This is a genomic window from Brevibacterium marinum (assembly GCF_011927955.1).
In the GTDB taxonomy this organism is placed as follows: Bacteria; Actinomycetota; Actinomycetes; order Actinomycetales; family Brevibacteriaceae; genus Brevibacterium; species Brevibacterium marinum.
In genome coordinates, this window is the sequence record NZ_JAATJN010000001.1 from 1,551,166 (window position 1) to 1,566,341 (window position 15,176).

Below are 15,176 nucleotides of genomic sequence, written 5' to 3' on the forward strand. Positions count from 1 at the left end.
CGAGACGCATCATACCCAGGGCTGATCGCGAACGCACCCGGCGCCGAGCGACCCTGTCGATCGAACGTGCCCGTCGCTCGAGCGTTCTTGTCGAATGAGGTGGTCAGAAACCGTACGAGGCTTCTCTGGCCTCTCTGATCTGGGTGTAGGTGTTCGTCAGCACGATGGTGTCCTCGACAAGACGGTCGAGCCGCTGCACCACATCGTCGTTGACGAGCCGGCCGCGGTTCAGGTCCTTCTCCTCGACGAACACGTACGGACTGACGACCTGCGCCTTCATGTAGACGAGGATCGGCAGCAGCTGCTGCTGGGCGATGAGGTAGTGCTTGGCCGACCCGGCTGTCGTGACCATGGCCACGACCTTGTCCCGGAAGGCACCGACCGGCAGCAGGTCGAAGACGTTCTTCAGCGTCGCCGGGATCGAGGCCTGGAAGATGGGAGTGCCGATGATGAGGGCATCGGCGTCCATGATCGCCCGTGTGACACGACCGGTGTCGCCGGTGTATTCGGTGTAGTTCCGTCCGTCGCCGAAGACCATGTCCTCCTCGGCGAGGTCGATGAGCGTGACCTCGATGTCGGGATTCTGGGCCATCACCGCCTGGGCGGCGTATTCCATGACGGTTCGGGTCTTCGTGCCGACGTTCGAGCCGGACAAGGCGACGAGTTTCATCAGTTGGCCTCCTGTGCGCAGTCGTCATCGGCGGATGTCGCCTCGGTGGCGGTGTACTTCTTCACTGCGGGGATGATCTCGGCTCCGATCTTCTCGATCTGGGCCAACACCCGGTCGTAGGGCATACCGCCGAAGTCGATCTGGCCGAGGAAGCGCTGGTGGCCGAACACCTCGTGCTGGTGGAGGATCTTCTCGATCACCTGCTGCGGGCTGCCGAGGTTGACGATGCTGGCGGGGTCGACGCTCTGGGCGAACAGCTGTTTGGGCATTCCCTGCCCGTTCGTGCGTTTCATCCCCTCGTCGATGTGCGGGTAGAGTCCGCGCAGTGCCTCCTGCGAGGTCTCGGCGACGTGGAGGAACCCGGCCGTGGCGATCGGCAGATCGGCGGGGTCGAAGCCCTGGTGCCGAGCCGCCTGCCGGTAGGAGTCGACCGTTGACTTGAACACCGAGGTGGTTCCTCCCAGGTGCGCCATGACCATGGGCACGCCGGCCCGGCCCGCTTTGACGGCGCTGGCGGGTGCCCCGCCGACGGCCCGCCAGATCGGCAGAGGGTCCTGGGCCGGGCGGGGCAGGACCTCGGCCTGGTTCAGCGGGGCACGGAACCGGCCCGACCACGTCACTTCTCGTTCGCGGTTGATCTGGCGAAGCAGGTCGAACTTCTCCTCATAGAGCTCCTCGTAGTCGCGCAGGTCGTAGCCGAGCAGTTCGAACAGCCCGACCCGGGAGGCACGGCCGGCGACGAGTTCGGCGCGGCCGTCGGAGATGTGATCGATAGTCGCGAAGTTCTCGAACACCCGCACGGGGTCCGAGGTGCTCACGATCGTCGAGGTGCTGCCGATGCGGATGGACCTCGTCGCCTGGGCGACGGCGCCGAGGATGACGGCGTGGGCCTGGGAGGCGAAGTACTCCTGGTGGCTCTCGCCGAGGCTGAAGAAGTCGAAGCCGGCATCCTCGGCCGCTTGGGCATACCCGACGAACTCGCGGATGCGTTCGCCGGCACCGATCCGGGTGCCGTCGGCCGGGTTCGGCAGATGGTCGCCGAGGCTGTACATCCCGAACTGCAGGCCCTGACCGGGCGTGAAGCCGAAGCGGTCCATCATTTTCGTGGACTCGGGTGTGCCGGTGGGTTCAGTCAATCTATCTCCTCAATGACATGTCGTTTGTCATGTCAACTGATGAAGAGGGAGAAATATTCCTCAGGCGCGATCGATGTAGGTCGGCTCGGATTGGGACGGTGTTTCCGCGGTTCGCGCGTCGGCGGCTCGAACTTCGGCATTCCGGCTGCGTTCGACACTGTGTTCGTAGAGCTTCTTCATCAGTGCATGCAGCTGCGTCTTCTCGTCTTCGTCGAGGACATCGTCGAACATCGCCGCCTGCTGCCGGAGCTGGGACGGGTACGCTCGGCCGAGGAGTTCGCGACCGGCATCGGTCAGGGAGATGAACTTCGTCTTCCACTCCTGCTTCCGGGTGATCAGGCCTTCGCGTTCGAGCCGGGAGAGCATCCGCGAGACTCCTCCGCCGCTGACGGTCAGTCCCGTCGCCAGGTCCGACTGGGACACCGGCTGAAAGCTGCGGATGTGGGCGAGGGCCTCGAACTGGGCGACGGTGAGGTCGAACCGGCGCAGATGCTCGTTGGAGAGCTGATTGCTGTTCTGGACGAAGCGCACGATGCGCAGCCAGATCAACGTGCTCAGGGGCAGATCTTCCATACCGCACCTCCTGTGCCTGTGGGCCAATGCTGCAGCAATCTCAATCTACAGCCTGACCGAGCGCATGGAGTCGCGTGGGCAAAAGGCAAAGTCCCTTCCTTCCATTTGAAATATAGTGCGGATGGGGACGTGCAACAGTGCAGCAGTGCCCCGTGCACGAAGCACACCTGTGCTTCGCGTCGAGAGAGTGGAGCTGACATGACCGAAGTGATCATCGTAGGTGCCGGGCCGACCGGGCTGATGCTGGCCGCCGAGCTGGCCCTGGCAGGGGTGGACAGCGCTGTCATCGAAAGGCGACCGAATCAGGAGCTGGTCGGGACGCGTGCTCTCGGACTGCAGGCGCGGACCCTTGAGGTGTTCGATCAGCGAGGCATCGTCGATCGCTTCCTGGCCGAAGGCCAGATCACGCAGGTCCTCGGGTTCGGCAACACACGCCTGGGCATCATCGACTTTCCGTCCCGGCACCCTTACGGCTTGGGGCTGCGGCAGCAGCACACCGAACGCATCATGGCCGAGTGGGTCGGGGAGCTCGGGGTGAGGATCGAGTACGGCGTGGAAGTCACGGGTATCGACCAGGACCGCGATGGCGTCGACGCCCGACTGTCCGACGGCCGCGAGCTGCGTGCCGACTACATCGTCGGCTGCGACGGCGGACGCAGCCTGATCCGAAAGTCTGCCGGGATCGACTTCCCCGGCTGGGAACCGACGATGAGCAGTCTCATCGCCGAGGTCGAGCTCACGGAAGAACCGGAATGGGGCGTCCACCATCACGCGTTCGGGACGCAGGCGTTCAGCCAGCTGCCCAACGGTCGGGCGAGCCTCGTCGTGTCGGAGAAGGAGCCGCAGGAGAGCGCGGAGCCGACGCTCGATGACCTGCGCTCCGCGCTGATCGACGCGTGGGGCACCGACTTCGGTGTCCGAGATCCTGGTTCGATCTCCCGCTTCACCGACATGGCGCGCCAGGCCGCCACCTACCGTTCTTCGCGGGTGCTCTTGGCCGGTGACTCGGCGCATGTCCACTCGCCAGTCGGCGGCCAGGGCCTCAACACGGGAGTCCAGGATGCTGCGAACCTGGGGTGGAAGCTCGCCCAGGTGATCAGAGGGACTTCGCCGGAGAGACTCCTCGACACGTATCACTCGGAGCGTCACGCCGTCGGTGAGCAGGTCATCCACCACAACTTGGCACAGACGGCCCTGATGCGGATGGACGATCGCGTCAAGGCCCTCAACGAAGTCATCGATGGCTGGCTCCACATGGACGGACCCCGCAAGTCACTGGCCGGGATCCTGTCGGGACTCGACCTCCGCTACGAGACCAGAACAGGACGCGAGGTCGGTGGCGAACGCGACGACGAAGACACCCACCCACTGGTAGGACGTCGCGTGCCCGACCTGGATCTGCACACCTCGGCGGGGGTGCGTCGCACGTACACGCTTCTGCACGAAGGCAACCCGGTGCTGCTCAACCTCGGTGATCCCGGTGACATCGACTTCGCCGCTTGGACCGACCGAGTCAATCGCATCGACGCGCGCTACTACGGTGTCTGGGAACTGCCCGTGATCGGTGAGGTCTCGGCTCCCACCGCCGTGCTCATCCGTCCGGACGGCTACGTGGCCTGGGTCGGGCAATCCACCACGAATGGGCTGAGCGAGGCGCTGTCCTTCTGGTTCGGCTCCTGATGTCCGCACGAGCGGAAGTCGGTATCGACCTCAGCTTCGAACGAACCTCAGCAGAGCGGCGTTGACCTCGTCGGCGTGGGTCCACAGGAGGCCGTGTGGGGCGCCGTCGACCTCGATGTACTCGGCTTCGGGGAACGCCGCGTGGAACGGTCGTCCGGTGGCGTCGATCGGAAGGATGTTGTCTGCGCTTCCGTGCAGAATGAGCGAGGGTTTGTTCGCCGCGCGGACGGCGTCGACGTCGGTGCGGAAATCTTCGATCCAGCTGGACACCACGGCGTATGCCGCCACCGGGGCCGAGGTCGCCGCGGTGTTCCAATTGGCTCTGACGACCTCTTCGCTGATTCGCGATCCCAGGTTCTCATCCAGGTTGTAGAAGTCGTTGTAGAACTGCGTGAACCATGCATAGCGGTCTGCTTTCGCCGCTTCTTCGATGCCCTCGAAGACCTGCTTGTCGACGCCGGTCGGATTGTCCTCGGTGTGGACGAGGAAGGGTTCGAGTGAGGCGAGGAACGCAAGCTTGGCAACGCGTTCATGGCCGTAGCGTGCGACGTATCTCGCCAGTTCGCCGGTGCCCATCGAGAATCCGACCAAGATGACATCGCGAAGGTCAAGTGTTTCGAGGACTGTGTTGAGGTCCGCTGCGAAGGTGTCGTAGTCATAGCCGCTGCCGACTTTGCTGGATCGGCCGAAGCCACGGCGGTCATATGTGATCACTCGGAAGCCGGCGGCGAGCAGCTCACGGGACTGGCGTTCCCAACTGTGGCCGTCAAGTGGATAACCATGGATCAGCACGACCGGCTGCCCTGATCCCTGATCCTCGTAGTGGAGGTCGATGGTGGTGGTGTTCTCCTGGCCGACGGTGATGAATGACATGGTCTGACTCCCGATCCTCACGTCCGAGAACGGTCGTTCTCGGCTTGAGGCACACATTAGAAAACGACGGTCCTCAGCGCAATAGAGGTTTCCATGAACAATGAAGGAACTTCCCAGAATTTGGCAGTGGACTCCGCCGCGTCGCTGTTGTGCGCACGCGGCATTCGAACGAGGTACGACTGCCGATCGCAGGTCGTACCCTCATCGATGGTGGTGGGTGGATGATTCCAGCGGGGTGAGTAGACCACGGGGTGAAAGGGCAGCATTGGCGATGCTGCAGGCCCGGATCGGGGTCTTCATCGGCTACGAGCTGATCGATTCAGGTTCTTGTCGGACCCCAGGGTCGGTGGAGGCAACTTCTCGGGACCGGTTGCCCGACGCGGGCGTGCCACAATCTCATTACTGCCCCACACACTAGGGTCACGGGATCCCGCGATCGCCAGTCGATCCCGAGATCCATTTCAGCTACGAGATCGCCTTTCGTGACGACCATTCGCAAAGGATTGGCTGTGGTGGGGAATCTCAACCTCATAGTCGACGACGCCTAAACGTACTTGCTTCGAGCCGACAGCGGTTCCGAACTTGTCTTGTTCCGACATGACTGTAAAGAGATCCACGTCGGCCGTGGGCCGCTGAGTTACCCCGTGCTCTCGAATGGCTGCTGTGCCGGCGAGGGCGAACCCGCTTCGGCTGCATCTCATCGCGACTAGACATGTACGCCTCTCAGCTCGGGGAAGCGTTCTTCCCACAGCTCGCGCACGCGAGAATCGAGACTCAGTTGCGGCCATAGTCGGAGCAGCGTGGATCTATTCATCAGCTGCGCCTGGATCTCATCAGTGCCTTCTGCAAGTAGAGCTTGATAGGCCAAGCGCGCACCGCCGAGATCGGTCACGTCGATGTCGCCATCATCGAGCCACCGAACCCAGATCGGCAGACGGATAGTGCCCTCTGGTCATAGGGCGATCGTGGCATATCCCCGAGTCCCGTCAGGCAGAGACGTCTCGTGATCGTTGGGCGAGAGTCGACAAGCCCGACAATAGGGCGGCGCGTTGATCCTTAGGGAAGTCCTTGAGGAACTGATCTTCCGCGTGGGAGAGATCAGCGATCAACTCCCGGTACTTCGCGAGCCCGTCCTCGGTGGCAGCGACGGTACGGACTCGGCGATCGCGCGGGTCGCTCTTTCGAGCGACGTAGCCAGCCGATTCAAGGTCGTCGATCATGTACGGGATAACTGTCCGGTCGACACCCAGGTAGTCAGCGAGTGCCATCTGTGAGCGGAGCTTCTTATGGATGACGGTGTGCAGCAGCTGGTAACCGCGGGCCCCTCGGGGAAAACTCGCGAACACGGGATCAACTAGAACCGCGTAGCCCCGACCCGTCATGGCAATCGCCCAGCCCAGGTCGCATGCTTCCTGCCCCGTAGTTATCTCATTCATAATTTTGTACTTTCCTTGGGTCTGCCAGCTTCTTACACTATATTGCACATATGATTGGTGTGACCAACGATATGCAAAACCATCGATACAAGACAGGCACGGTGTGGTTTGTCACGGGAGCTTCCAAAGGCATTGGTCGCCACGTGGTCGAAACGGCCACCGTGATCTCAGTCAGTGCACCACAGGCTGACCGTGACTGAGCATCAGCATCCCACGAGCCGACGAATCAAGGAACCGATGAAAGGTGATGTCATGACCGACGACCAGAACACCCAGGACCGCAACCCTGCGCCGGATCCGGCCGAGGACAACGCGTTCTTCCCTAGCCCCTACTCGCTCACCCAGTACACTGCGCCCAAGACCGACTTCGACGGCCTCGTCACCGACGAGAAGTATACCGGCGGGAAGTGGAAGATCCTCACAATCGCCACCGAAGAACGCTACATGCTGATGAAGAACGGGAAGTACTTCTCGACCGGCAACCACCCCGTAGAAACGTTGTTGCCCATCCACCACATGCACGAAGCCGGCTACGGCATCGACGTGGTCACGATCTCCGGTGGGCCCGGCAAGTTCGAGTGGTGGGCCTACCCTAAGGACGATGAGGCCATGGCCTCTGCCTGGCACGGTGCCAAGGAAGCCTTCAAGTCTCCGCACAAGCTTGCCGATGTGATCGCGGACGGGCTGGACGACTACGCGGCGATCTTCATCCCCGGCGGCCACGGCGCGATGAACGTCATCCCATTCGATAAAGACGTCCAGACCGCGCTGGACTACTTCCTAGACAATGACAAGCTCATCATTACCTTGTGCCACGGCCCCGCAGCCCTCCTGACCGGGAACATCGGCCGCGACTCTAATGCCTTCTCGGGGTACAAGATCACCGCCTTCCCGGACTCGCTCGATTTCGGGACGAACCTCGAAATCGGCTATCTGCCAGGCGAGATGCCCTGGGATCTGGGCGGAACCCTCAAGAAGGAAGGCATCGAAATCATCAACGACGACATGACCGGCGCGACCACGCGCGATCGCAACCTCCTGTCCGGCGACAGCCCCCTGGCAGCCAACCAACTGGGCAAGGATTCTGTGACCGCGCTGCTGCAGAAGTTCGGCAACTGAGACAACCACGGTGCGCGGCGGTTCGGAACCGCCGCGCACCACTTTCCAGGCCGCACTCGTGTTATCTACCGACGAAGCGGGGATCGGTCAGGCCGGCTGAGTCCACGAGACGACTCGACCGCATCGTCGAGCACATCTCGTCCTAGATATCTTAGTTTTATGAGACAAGCAACCTCGTTCGGCCGTGGCACCTCTCGCCGCCCGACTTCACAGGGCAGAGAATGTCTCGATAACTTGTCTCACCGTAAACTGTCTTACGTTCGTGACTTGTGACCTTTGTGAGTCATTCTTAGAGCATGAGGCTTCTGGGATATACGCGAGTCAGTACCGCCGCGCAAGATGCGCAGCTCCAGCTCGATGCACTCGGCGCTGCGGGAGTCCAGAAACGAGATGTGTTCTCAGATGTGACCTCTTGGAGTAAGACGGCGAAACAGCGACCTGGAATGAGGCGGCTGCTCGAATATGCCGAGGACGGCGACACCGTCGTCGTGTGGCGAATTGACCGCCTCGGCCGATCACTCCTCGATGTTCTGGCAACCGTGAACCTTCTTCGGGACCGAGGACTGAAGGTCTGTTCTGTTTCCGACAACATCGACCCCGAGACCTCGTCGAGTCGGATGATGCTGGGAATGCTAGCCACCCTGGCCGAGTATGAACGAGAACTTATCGCTGAACGCGTCAACGCCGGCATTGCCGCAGCCAAGCAAAACGGCACCAAGTTCGGGCGGCCACCGGTGGACCCGGACGACATCGCCCAGAAGCTCTCTGACGATCCGCTACGACCCCCGCGACATTTCAGAGATCCGAGTCTACGAACGCGACACCCTCATCTGCGTGGCCATCGACCAGACGAATACCTGCACGGCCGTCTACCAGCTCATCAAGAGACCAGGATGTGACGCTTACGTTCCAAATGTCCTTGGGCACACCGTTCGCCTGCTGCTCAGTCTCGTGCTGCCGAATGAGCAAGTTCAAGCATCCGCGGGGTTCGTCGGCGGTGTGGTGGTGGCCGATACAGCGAGTTGTCAGGGCATCCACGCACGTCGCCGCCCCATGTGCTGCTGTGAGAAAAGCGGCGTGACCACTCTGCAATGCTGATCCCGGCCGCGTCGAGCCGTTGGCGTGCCTCTTTGTTGAGCTTGGGCATGGTGTCCTGCTGAACGTGGTCAGGCGAGCTGCTGGACGCGCTGCCGAGAAATGCCGAGCACGGCGGCCGCGTCAACTTGAGACACGTCATCGGCTAAGAGCGCGCGCACGGCCTTGCGGCGAAGCTGTGCAGCTTCATCGAGTTCTGCCCGTCCTCTCGCTTCCAGCTTCTCGGCGGTGTGCTGTGCGGTAGTGACGTCCTCTGGTAGAACGAATGTCACCGAAACCTCGAGGTCCTCGGCGTCGCTGTCCTCCCAGAGAGCGGCGAGGTCACGGGCCTTCTCGGCCACTTTCGCGGCTGCGCGGGTCTGACCAACGGGCATCATGAATGCCCCGTTGCCGCTGGGGGCTGGCGCCCCCAGCTCGGGAATCTCGTAGGTCCACCATTTGCCCTCACGGTAGGCCTTAACGCTGATCTTCCTAGTCATTACTTCCACTCCCTCGGAATGTTCGGCAGAACCGCCTCCAACTGGCGAAGAACACCGGGGCTGGCTTCCCCGTGTCCAACCGGGATACTGAGTCGGTCGCCCGTCTACGGGTCTTTCCACAACTCATGTGAACCTTTCACGTCTCGCAGGAACTCCCAGCCCTGCGACTTGAGGAACTTCTTAACTGCCTTCGTCTTTTGCGGTTTCATAATTATATGCCAGCCCCTCTAGCAGCGGCTACGCCAGCCCCACTAGCAGGGATTGTGTGATAATTTTAAGCTGGCTCCGATACCCGTTCACATTGTAATTATCTGCTACACAGCCAAGTCGCCGGCTCCCTGCTCGCTGGTCGTCAATCTGCAAACAACGGCGCTTCTAGTCTTAGGGAATGTTCAGCTTTAGCCCCCGGTGCTCCCGGCCTCCACGGGTGCGAATCCTTCTGCGACCCTCCTCGCCGGTGCGGAGCACGCGATCGAAGGACTCATCCGCACGATCACGCTCGCCGACATCCCCGGAACTCACGACGTGAGAGGTCAGCTGCACATGTTCCCACGCCACGCTGGCCAGGACGAAAACGGCGGCCATGACGCAGACGGCGGCCGAGCCGTCTGAACCGTGCGTCGTTGACCGACTCCGTGGAACAATGGAGGTCTCAACACTCTTGGCTGGGAAGAAGGATCGTACGTGACCACTGAGTCTGCGAGCCCGGGGAGCTCGACGGGCAACGAAACTGCCGCCCGCCTCGGCGCCGGCCGCTCTGCCGCAGTCATCATCGCCTCCACCTCGGCGGCCAGGGGAGAGGCGGCCGACACCACCGGTCCGATTCTTGTCGACTGGCTGCGCTCACGTGGCTACGACACCCCTGATGCCATCGTCGTCCGTGACGGCGAACCCGTCGGTCAGGCCCTGCGGGCATTGCTCGTCGACACCCCCGAGGAGGAGCGCCCGCGCGTCATCGTCACCAGCGGCGGCACAGGCCTGGCTCCGGATGACCGCACCCCGGAGTTCACGGCCGAGCTACTCGAACGACAGTCCCCGGGGCTCGTCTACGCGATGTGGCGCAAGGGATTGGAGGCGACCACCTCGGCGGTGATGAGTCGTGGAGTCGCCGGCGTGCGCGGGCGCAGTTTCGTCATCAACTTCCCCGGCTCGAAGGGCGGCGTCAAGGACGGCATCACCGTCATCGACGAACTCCTCGAACACATCCAAACCTCGGTCGAGGACACCACCGACCACGGCCCAAGGGTCTGATCAGCATGCAGCAGCGCAGGGCAGTACGCGCCCGAGTCCACAGATTCGACGCCACCGGAGAGATCGCCGCCGGACCCGACTCCCTGGCCGGCGAAGAGCCGCTCGAAATCAGGCTCAACGGTGAGCAGTTCGCCGTCACGATGCGCACGCCCGGCAACGATGTCGAACTCATCGCCGGCTACCTCCTCTCCGAAGCAATCATCACGACCATGGGCGATATCGAGGAGATCGACTTCTCCGCCGGGCTCGCTCCAGACGGATCCCGGAACTACAACGTCGCCCGGGTGCGGCTGAGGCCCGGAATCTGGAGCGCCGAGGCGGCCCCCGCCAGATCCGTCTACACCTCGTCCTCGTGCGGGATCTGTGGAACCGCGGCCATCGACGCGGTGACGAAGGCCTCTGCCTACCCGCTGATCCCGGCATCGTTCCATGTCGACGAGGAGGCGGAGTTCCAGTTCCCGCAGCTGCTCAGCGCCGCGCGCATCGGCGAACTGCCGGACCGGCTGCGCTCGCAGCAGCAGGTCTTCGACAAGACCGGGGGAGTCCATGCGGCCGCACTCTTCGCGATCGGCGAGGATCCGACCGCCGAACCCGAGCTGCTCATCGGCCGTGAAGACGTCGGCCGCCACAACGCCGTCGACAAGGTCATCGGCTGGGCCATGGCCGAACAGGGCCTGCCGCTGCGCAAGACCGCCCTGCAGGTCTCGGCACGCGCCTCGTTCGAACTGGTCCAGAAGTCCGCGATGGCAGGCATCCCGATGATGTCGGCCGTCAGCGCACCCTCCGCTCTCGCCGTCGACCACGGCAAGAGCGTTGGCGTCAGCGTCATCGGCTTCAACCGCAGGGGCCGCTTCAACGTCTACTCGTATCCGGAGCGGGTGGCCTGAGCGAGTATCCTGAGGGACGCTCTGGTCCCGCTGCTCGCCCCGGTGCTAGATTCGGTGGGATGGGAATCGATGACGATCACACCGCGCACACCCCTTCACTCTCGCTCGCCGAGGCACGGGCGGAATGGGACGTCGACCGCACCTTCCTCGACTCGTGCTCGTACGGGCCACCGCCTCGGCGAGGATGGGATGCGATGCAGACATCGCTCGAACAGTGGCGACGCGGCACCCGCCCTTGGCAGTCGTGGACGGATTCCGTCCAGGATTCCCGTGAGCTCTTCGCCACGATGATCGGTGCGGAAGCGGACTGGGTGGCCACGGGGGCGGCCGTATCCCAGCTGCTCGCCCCGATCGCCGCGGCCCTTCCCGACGGTGCCGAGGTCCTCGTCCCCGATATCGAGTTCACCTCAGGGGTCTACCCGTTCGCCGTTCATGCGCACCGCGGGGTGAGCGTTCGCACCGCACCGCTCGACTCCCTCGCCGAGGCGATCGATGAGTCGACGGCGCTTGTGTCGTTCTCGGCTGCACAGTCGGCGACCGGCGAGGTTGCCGATACCCAGACGATCACGGCGCGCGCCCGCGAGGTGGGAGCCCTCACCGTGCTCGACGGCACGCAGGCCGCCGGCTGGCTGCCGCTCGATGCCGCCGAGGTCGATTTCCTGGTCGTCGCCGCCTACAAATGGCTGTGCGCTCCCCGTGGAGCGGCCTTCCTCACGATGCGCCCTCCGAACAGTGGTGACAGCGGCGCGACCAGCACGCGAAGCCGGGAGGAATTCGCCGCGCGGCTGAAGCCGCTCGCGGCCGGATGGTTCGCAGGTGGGACTGGAGCGAGCTACAGCATGCCGATGCACCTGGCGGACGATGCCCGTGCCTTCGACATCTCCCCGGCCTGGCACAGTTGGGTGGGGACGGCGCCTTCGCTCGAACTACTGCTCGAGATCGGTGTCGAACGGATCCATGCGCACGATGTGGCCCTGGCCAACGCTTTCCGGGCGAGGCTGGGCCTGGAGACGTCGAACTCCGCGATCGTGTCGATCGAGGTCGCCGATGCTGCGCCGTCGCGGCTCGACGAGGCCGGGATCAGATTCTCCATGGCCGATGGGCGAGCACGTTTCGGATTCCATCTCTACAACGATGCCGACGATGTCACGGCGGCGGTCGAGGCCCTGCGCGGTCTGACCTGAGGCAGACTCGACTACCCTTACATCGACTCTTCGACCGCCCGGTCCGTGGCCAACAGAGTCCGGTCACCGGCGCGCAGCGTCCCCAGGCCCTGTGATGTGAAGGTGCCGGGGACCGCGACGATTCCTGAGCCCTCGGCCGGGTAGCCCCGGGCTATGCTGCCGGTGGCCGCGTTGTGCACGCGCAGTGTCTGGTCCTCACGCAGGTAGATGAGTCCGCCGACCGCTGCCTCGAGTTTCACGGATTCCGGCAGCGACACGGGCAGCTCGTTCTTGCCTGCCCCATCAATGACAGACAGGCCCTGAGTGTCCGAAGTGATGACCATCTCCGAGTTCGCATCACGGACGACTTCCTGGGCGGATTCATCGAGGACCTCACCCGTGTCCGCATCGATGACCTGGCCGGACCCCTCCTTCGCGTCGAGGTGGATCAGCCCTTCGTCCACGTCGGAGACCGCTGTGAGCTCATCGGGTTTCCAGTCGTGGTCCGACAGCGGGATCTCCCACGTGGATTCCCCCCTGTTCAGAGGCGACGAGCCCGTCGTCGTCAACGCTGAGGATCGTTCCCTGATACTCACCGAGGATACGAGAGTCCGGAGGCGGATCCGCTGCAGCCTCGCCGGTGTCCGGGTCGAGCGCCACAGCATCGCCGTCGTCACCGGAGGAGAAGACGGTGCCGGGCCCGCGCATCGGTCCCAGGGACCTCCGTCGGTCCCCAGCGCTGCTCGCCCGATTCGAGATCATAGGCGCTCGCGGTCACATCGGTCTCGCAGCTCTCATCAGAGGCCGCGTCGGTGAGCACTGCCAGCGGATTTCCTTCGCTGTCGGCGGTGACGGTGAACCCGGTGCACCCCGTGGGCCGCTGCGCCTACCACAGAGTGGTGCCGCTGCTGTCCACGGCGCTGAAGTCCAGACGGTCGTCGCCGCTGCCTGCCGAGAGGAAGACATCGTCGTGGTGCTGGACGCCGAGATCCCATCCGGGTTCCACGAGTTCGAGCGGTTCGACGATGAGCGGCAGCTGCAGATCGGATGCGTCGACCGCATCGAGCTTCGTTCCCACCTGCTTCGGTTGGCGGTCGAGTTCGGGCGGTTCCTCGATGCCGGTGCAGCCGAAGAGCGCCAGTGCGCAGCTCAGGCTTGCGGCCAGGGCGACGATGCGTCTTGTGGCCATCAGCGACTCTGCTCGTCTCGTGCCCTCGCCGAATCCTGCGCGTGTGTGCTGCCACCGTCGCGGCCGGACTCATCCGTCGCACGACGTTGACTGTTGCGATGGCGCTCATGTCGGAACCACACGATGATCGCAATGACCGCCAAAACGCAGACGGCGATGACGTCGGTCGTGGTCGATGTCCAGGAACTTGCCCATTCCTGAAAGTCGGCAAGGGTCGAGGTCGGGACCAGAGACGGTGCGGAGACGAGGCCGTTCGTCATCCAGAAGACGATGCCGATGAGGATCATCAGCGCACCGGTGATCATCGAGACAGTGGGAATTCGACGGCCGAACAGCGAGACGGAGCCCCCGCGCATGATCTTCCTGGCCCGTTGCCCCATCCGCGACCACAGTGCCGCGATGATGAACAGCGGCACGACCATTCCGGCACCGTAGATCGCCAGCATCGCTCCTCCCAGGAACACGCTTCCTCGGGTAGCCGCCAAAGTCAGCACCGCGCCGAGGATCGGCCCGGAGCAGACACCGGCGATCCCGCTCGTGGCGCCGAGCAGGAACGTCTTCGTCGTCCCCGTCGCCATCGCTGACCGGGACCGTGCGGCTTCGGCACCGGGCAGGACCCGAGCGGGATCGAAGCCGAAGCCGAAGAATTGGACGACGCCGAGGATGATGAGGATCACCGAGGCGACGAGGACGATCGTGCCGCGATAGGCAGTGAAGACCGCTCCCAGTGTGCCCGCCCCCATTCCCAGCGGAATGAGGACCAGAAGCATCCCGACGTAGAAGATGGCCCCGTGGAGCAGCAGTCGCGAGCCGACCCCGACCGTCGAGCCGAAGAAGGCCGGCAGCAGCAGTGCCGCGCAGGGGCTGAGCAGAGCGAGGACTCCGCCGATGAATGCGCTGAGCAATCCGATGTCCATCAGTTCTGACCTTCCAGTTCTTGTTCTATGGCGTCGACGAAGACTGCGGTGGGCTGGGCTCCGACGTAGGGCTGTTCATTGAGGATGAACGTCGGAGTGGAGAAGGCGCCGAGGTCGGTGCCCATCCGCGCGTTCTCCTCGACGGCTTCTGCGGTCTCGGGGGAGTTCATGTCTTCGTCGAACTGGTTCATGTCGAGGCCGATGTCGGCAGCTACGGAGGTCAGTGCCTCCTCGGAGAGGTCCTGGGGCGCGCGGGGCTTGCCGCCGGTGAACAGCTTCTCGTGGAACTCCCAGTGCTTGTCCTGCAGGGCGGCCGCGTAGGCTGCCTTGGCTGCCCGTTCGGAGGCGCTGCCGAAGACGTTGACCTCACGCCATTGGATCCGCAGATCACCGGAGTCGACGTAGTCGAGCATTGTCGGCAGAGTGTCCTGAGACCAGGCCGCACAGTACGGGCACTGAAGACGACGAGCGTGACCGGGGCATCCACCGGACCGTCGGCCAGGGGATCGTCTTCGTCGGTGTCGAAGTCGCTGAGGTCCTTCTGCTCGGGATCTTCGACCTCGGTGACCACGACGTCCGACTCCTTCTGTCCATCAGCAGTGTCCTGGGCGGAATCTTTGTTCTGCTCGCGGTTCATGACGAGGATCATGAGCACGAGCACCATGGCCGCGGCGATGATCGTCAGCGGGATCCACCAGCGGTATTGGG

Annotated in this window: 19 protein-coding genes; 8 read left to right on the plus strand and 11 right to left on the minus strand. The window is 63.5% G+C overall.

Annotation, left to right across the window (positions count from 1 at the left end; all coding sequences use genetic code 11):
- Positions 1-103: 103 nt before the first annotated feature.
- From BKA07_RS06785 to BKA07_RS06795, 3 genes are read right to left on the minus strand one after another with little or no spacing between them, the layout of a single operon-like run.
- Positions 104-670: an NADPH-dependent FMN reductase gene (locus BKA07_RS06785; protein WP_167950228.1), complete on the minus strand. Its 567-nt coding sequence runs from the start codon at positions 668-670 to the stop codon at positions 104-106.
- On the minus strand, positions 670-1,806 hold the full coding sequence (locus BKA07_RS06790) for an LLM class flavin-dependent oxidoreductase (protein WP_245161870.1): 1,137 nt from the start codon (positions 1,804-1,806) through the stop codon (positions 670-672). The genes BKA07_RS06785 and BKA07_RS06790 overlap by 1 nt, the downstream gene beginning before the upstream one ends.
- A 60-nt stretch (positions 1,807-1,866) precedes the next feature.
- Positions 1,867-2,379, minus strand: coding sequence for a MarR family winged helix-turn-helix transcriptional regulator (locus tag BKA07_RS06795; RefSeq protein WP_167950229.1), 513 nt, complete (start codon positions 2,377-2,379; stop codon positions 1,867-1,869).
- A 198-nt stretch (positions 2,380-2,577) separates the two neighbouring features.
- Here BKA07_RS06795 and BKA07_RS06800 point away from each other — a divergent pair, with 198 nt between their 5' ends.
- Positions 2,578-4,059: an FAD-dependent monooxygenase gene (locus BKA07_RS06800; RefSeq protein ID WP_167950230.1), complete on the plus strand. Its 1,482-nt coding sequence runs from the start codon at positions 2,578-2,580 to the stop codon at positions 4,057-4,059.
- Positions 4,060-4,089: 30 nt separating this feature from the next.
- Here the strand turns inward: BKA07_RS06800 and BKA07_RS06805 are convergent, their stop codons facing one another.
- Entirely contained in the window at positions 4,090-4,932 is an 843-nt protein-coding gene (locus tag BKA07_RS06805; protein ID WP_167950231.1) for an alpha/beta fold hydrolase, read from the minus strand.
- 986 nt (positions 4,933-5,918) lie between these two features.
- Positions 5,919-6,368 (minus strand): MarR family winged helix-turn-helix transcriptional regulator, encoded by a 450-nt coding sequence (locus BKA07_RS06810; RefSeq protein WP_209043886.1) that lies wholly within the window; start codon positions 6,366-6,368, stop codon positions 5,919-5,921.
- 252 nt (positions 6,369-6,620) lie between these two features.
- Here BKA07_RS06810 and hchA point away from each other — a divergent pair, with 252 nt between their 5' ends.
- The 3 genes from hchA to BKA07_RS19230 all read left to right on the plus strand — a co-directional run bounded on the left by hchA (position 6,621) and on the right by BKA07_RS19230 (position 8,585).
- On the plus strand, positions 6,621-7,487 hold the full coding sequence (gene hchA, locus BKA07_RS06815) for a glyoxalase III HchA (protein WP_167950232.1): 867 nt from the start codon (positions 6,621-6,623) through the stop codon (positions 7,485-7,487).
- A gap of 296 nt (positions 7,488-7,783) precedes the next feature.
- Positions 7,784-8,386 (plus strand): recombinase family protein, encoded by a 603-nt coding sequence (locus BKA07_RS06820; RefSeq protein ID WP_245161871.1) that lies wholly within the window; start codon positions 7,784-7,786, stop codon positions 8,384-8,386.
- Complete coding sequence (locus BKA07_RS19230; RefSeq protein ID WP_342449140.1) at positions 8,280-8,585, plus strand: hypothetical protein; 306 nt, start codon at positions 8,280-8,282, stop codon at positions 8,583-8,585. The genes BKA07_RS06820 and BKA07_RS19230 overlap by 107 nt, the downstream gene beginning before the upstream one ends.
- A 68-nt stretch (positions 8,586-8,653) precedes the next feature.
- Here BKA07_RS19230 and BKA07_RS06830 read toward each other — a convergent pair whose 3' ends face one another.
- A complete protein-coding gene (locus BKA07_RS06830; protein ID WP_167950233.1) occupies positions 8,654-9,061 on the minus strand; it encodes a hypothetical protein in 408 nt (135 codons plus the stop codon).
- A gap of 408 nt (positions 9,062-9,469) precedes the next feature.
- Between BKA07_RS06830 and BKA07_RS06835 the strand changes: the two genes are divergently transcribed.
- The 4 genes from BKA07_RS06835 to BKA07_RS06850 all read left to right on the plus strand — a co-directional run bounded on the left by BKA07_RS06835 (position 9,470) and on the right by BKA07_RS06850 (position 12,383).
- The gene (locus BKA07_RS06835; protein ID WP_167950234.1) at positions 9,470-9,673 is read left to right on the plus strand and encodes a hypothetical protein; all 204 of its coding nucleotides are present in this window, start codon (positions 9,470-9,472) and stop codon (positions 9,671-9,673) included.
- A gap of 72 nt (positions 9,674-9,745) precedes the next feature.
- The gene (locus tag BKA07_RS06840) at positions 9,746-10,312 is read left to right on the plus strand and encodes a molybdopterin-binding protein (RefSeq protein ID WP_167950235.1); all 567 of its coding nucleotides are present in this window, start codon (positions 9,746-9,748) and stop codon (positions 10,310-10,312) included.
- A gap of 5 nt (positions 10,313-10,317) precedes the next feature.
- The gene (gene fdhD / locus BKA07_RS06845; RefSeq protein WP_167950236.1) at positions 10,318-11,199 is read left to right on the plus strand and encodes a formate dehydrogenase accessory sulfurtransferase FdhD; all 882 of its coding nucleotides are present in this window, start codon (positions 10,318-10,320) and stop codon (positions 11,197-11,199) included.
- Between the two features lie 59 nt (positions 11,200-11,258).
- Positions 11,259-12,383: an aminotransferase class V-fold PLP-dependent enzyme gene (locus BKA07_RS06850; protein WP_167950237.1), complete on the plus strand. Its 1,125-nt coding sequence runs from the start codon at positions 11,259-11,261 to the stop codon at positions 12,381-12,383.
- A gap of 17 nt (positions 12,384-12,400) precedes the next feature.
- On the opposite strand, the gene BKA07_RS06855 is transcribed toward BKA07_RS06850, so the two are convergent.
- From BKA07_RS06855 to BKA07_RS18995, 5 genes are all read right to left on the minus strand, one after another.
- The gene (locus BKA07_RS06855; RefSeq protein ID WP_167950238.1) at positions 12,401-12,826 is read right to left on the minus strand and encodes a hypothetical protein; all 426 of its coding nucleotides are present in this window, start codon (positions 12,824-12,826) and stop codon (positions 12,401-12,403) included.
- Between the two features lie 19 nt (positions 12,827-12,845).
- The gene (locus BKA07_RS06860; RefSeq protein WP_167950239.1) at positions 12,846-13,124 is read right to left on the minus strand and encodes a hypothetical protein; all 279 of its coding nucleotides are present in this window, start codon (positions 13,122-13,124) and stop codon (positions 12,846-12,848) included.
- Between the two features lie 124 nt (positions 13,125-13,248).
- Positions 13,249-13,551: a hypothetical protein gene (locus tag BKA07_RS06865; protein ID WP_167950240.1), complete on the minus strand. Its 303-nt coding sequence runs from the start codon at positions 13,549-13,551 to the stop codon at positions 13,249-13,251.
- A complete protein-coding gene (locus BKA07_RS06870; protein ID WP_167950241.1) occupies positions 13,551-14,468 on the minus strand; it encodes a cytochrome c biogenesis CcdA family protein in 918 nt (305 codons plus the stop codon). Before BKA07_RS06870 ends, BKA07_RS06865 begins: the two co-directional genes overlap by 1 nt.
- Positions 14,468-14,881: a DsbA family protein gene (locus tag BKA07_RS18995; protein ID WP_245161872.1), complete on the minus strand. Its 414-nt coding sequence runs from the start codon at positions 14,879-14,881 to the stop codon at positions 14,468-14,470. Before BKA07_RS18995 ends, BKA07_RS06870 begins: the two co-directional genes overlap by 1 nt.
- Positions 14,882-15,176 lie beyond the last annotated feature (295 nt).

Bases quoted from the DNA above. Each gene is read 5' to 3' on its own strand.
- BKA07_RS06785 (WP_167950228.1), bottom strand. From the start codon at position 670: ATGAAACTCGTCGCCTTGTCCGGCTCGAACGTCGGCACGAAGACCCGA.
- BKA07_RS06795 (WP_167950229.1), bottom strand. From the start codon at position 2,379: ATGGAAGATCTGCCCCTGAGCACGTTGATCTGGCTGCGCATCGTGCGC.
- BKA07_RS06800 (WP_167950230.1), top strand. From the start codon at position 2,578: ATGACCGAAGTGATCATCGTAGGTGCCGGGCCGACCGGGCTGATGCTG.
- BKA07_RS06805 (WP_167950231.1), bottom strand. From the start codon at position 4,932: ATGTCATTCATCACCGTCGGCCAGGAGAACACCACCACCATCGACCTC.
- BKA07_RS06810 (WP_209043886.1), bottom strand. From the start codon at position 6,368: ATGAATGAGATAACTACGGGGCAGGAAGCATGCGACCTGGGCTGGGCG.
- hchA (WP_167950232.1), top strand. From the start codon at position 6,621: ATGACCGACGACCAGAACACCCAGGACCGCAACCCTGCGCCGGATCCG.
- BKA07_RS06820 (WP_245161871.1), top strand. From the start codon at position 7,784: ATGAGGCTTCTGGGATATACGCGAGTCAGTACCGCCGCGCAAGATGCG.
- BKA07_RS06830 (WP_167950233.1), bottom strand. From the start codon at position 9,061: ATGACTAGGAAGATCAGCGTTAAGGCCTACCGTGAGGGCAAATGGTGG.
- fdhD (WP_167950236.1), top strand. From the start codon at position 10,318: ATGCAGCAGCGCAGGGCAGTACGCGCCCGAGTCCACAGATTCGACGCC.
- BKA07_RS06850 (WP_167950237.1), top strand. From the start codon at position 11,259: ATGGGAATCGATGACGATCACACCGCGCACACCCCTTCACTCTCGCTC.
- BKA07_RS06860 (WP_167950239.1), bottom strand. From the start codon at position 13,124: ATGATCTCGAATCGGGCGAGCAGCGCTGGGGACCGACGGAGGTCCCTG.
- BKA07_RS06865 (WP_167950240.1), bottom strand. From the start codon at position 13,551: ATGGCCACAAGACGCATCGTCGCCCTGGCCGCAAGCCTGAGCTGCGCA.
- BKA07_RS06870 (WP_167950241.1), bottom strand. From the start codon at position 14,468: ATGGACATCGGATTGCTCAGCGCATTCATCGGCGGAGTCCTCGCTCTG.
- BKA07_RS18995 (WP_245161872.1), bottom strand. From the start codon at position 14,881: ATGCTCGACTACGTCGACTCCGGTGATCTGCGGATCCAATGGCGTGAG.